The 1,395-nt window shown below is 44.9% G+C and carries 4 protein-coding genes; all 4 read left to right on the top strand.

What is annotated here, in order from left to right; all coding sequences use genetic code 11:
• The first annotated feature begins 273 nt into the window (after window positions 1–273).
• The 4 genes from B3W37_RS15425 to B3W37_RS15410 are packed head-to-tail and all read left to right on the top strand — an operon-like array spanning window position 274 to window position 1,256.
• Window positions 274–501, top strand: a complete 228-nt coding sequence (locus B3W37_RS15425) for a DUF1659 domain-containing protein (RefSeq protein WP_483176328.1) — start codon at window positions 274–276, stop codon at window positions 499–501.
• Between the two features lie 36 nt (window positions 502–537).
• Entirely contained in the window at window positions 538–765 is a 228-nt protein-coding gene (locus tag B3W37_RS15420; protein ID WP_483176327.1) for a DUF2922 domain-containing protein, read from the top strand.
• A gap of 47 nt (window positions 766–812) precedes the next feature.
• Complete coding sequence (locus tag B3W37_RS15415; protein ID WP_483176326.1) at window positions 813–1,052, top strand: hypothetical protein; 240 nt, start codon at window positions 813–815, stop codon at window positions 1,050–1,052.
• A 21-nt stretch (window positions 1,053–1,073) separates the two neighbouring features.
• Complete coding sequence (locus tag B3W37_RS15410; RefSeq protein WP_483176325.1) at window positions 1,074–1,256, top strand: YvrJ family protein; 183 nt, start codon at window positions 1,074–1,076, stop codon at window positions 1,254–1,256.
• The last annotated feature ends 139 nt before the right edge of the window (window positions 1,257–1,395 follow it).

The raw sequence follows: 1,395 nt of genomic DNA, 5'->3' as shown, positions 1-1,395 counted from the left end.
ACCCCCCAGACCCTCACCCTCTTTTTTTGCCCAATGCGGTCAGGATTCTGATGGGGGGTTCGGGAGAGGGCGACAGACACGATCCATGGGCCGGGAGACTTTCCTCCCGACCCATGTCACACGCGCCATAAGACATGCAGATGGACCCCACCCATACCCTCCCCGTTACACCGGGGAGGGCTTTTTGGCGCATGCGTATTTATATACATATATATTTATGTATATACAAACATATGTTTGTGTGATATACTACAGTAAAAGGAGGTGATATTTATGGCATTTACCAAAATTCCGGCTGCCACCACTCTGCAGCTGGTCTATAAGCTTGGTACCGACGCAGATGGTCACGAAGTAAAAAGGCGGAGAAGTTTTACCGACATCAAAACCGATGCCGTAGCAGATGAAGTTGGTCAGGTTGGCGCTACTCTTGCCAACTTGCAGAAAAATACTCTCGCGCAGATGCTCCTGATCGATAAAAACGAACTTGCAAACATGGGATAACTCTGAACTTAAAAAAAATATGGAAGGAGGTGCGCCATGAACGGAACGACTGAAGTGCTCGTGCTGCAGTTTTTGGATGCGGCCGGCGACAAACGACGGATAAAAATTGACGATCCGAAAGATGATCTGAACGAAGAAACTGTCCTAACCGCGATGAATACCATCATCAGCCTGCCGATTTTTGCCGGGCCTGCACTTGTAAGCCCCGAATCTGCTTACTTCGTTATTACGCAGACTGAAGAAATTTTTAGTCAGGAAGTCTAAAATGCTGAAGAGGCCCCTGCGGCCTCTTTTTTTAGGAGGTTTTAAATTTGGAAAATATCGAAATAAAGCAGCTTAGGTATCCGAAGCTTGCAAAATGCAGTTCGTGTCACAGGGTGAGGGACATTTATTACAAGGCTTTGCTGTACGATGTCGATGACAGTTCGTCTGTTGTCGGCGATCTCGACCTTTGTAAGCTATGTGGCGAAAATATCAATAAAGCCGTGAATGGTCGAGATGCCGCAAATCCCAGCGGAAAAGTTATAAAGACCTTTAATTTTAAAAAGTAAAAAGTAAGAGGTGATATATGTATGGAAGGAATTTTGCAGGGTATTGCAAATTATGGATTTCCGATCGTTTTGTCCATTTACCTTTTGGCTCGGATGGAAACAAAAATTGAAAAACTACAGGAATCTATAAACAGCCTGACAATTGCAATCGAGAGTTTACCCGATACGGATCCGCGCCGAGAGATCGCCGACGATAAAAATTAACGGGAGCCAAGAGGGGGCACAGGGTATAAAAATTATTATATGCCGAGACCAAGGAGGATAAATCATGCTGAACATGATAAAAATATATCTTGATGACCTGCGGATAAGGGGCCGCTCTGACCTGACAATCAAAAACTAC

Source organism: Syntrophomonas sp. UBA5494 (genome assembly GCF_002426325.1).
The sequence above is the reverse complement of the archived record's forward strand: the minus strand, read 5'-3'. Positions and strand labels throughout refer to the sequence as shown.

Excerpts from the sequence above, each read along its gene's own strand:
- B3W37_RS15410 (WP_483176325.1), top strand. The coding sequence starts at position 1,074 with ATGGAAGGAATTTTGCAGGGTATTGCAAATTATGGATTTCCGATCGTT.
- B3W37_RS15425 (WP_483176328.1), top strand. The coding sequence starts at position 274 with ATGGCATTTACCAAAATTCCGGCTGCCACCACTCTGCAGCTGGTCTAT.
- B3W37_RS15420 (WP_483176327.1), top strand. The coding sequence starts at position 538 with ATGAACGGAACGACTGAAGTGCTCGTGCTGCAGTTTTTGGATGCGGCC.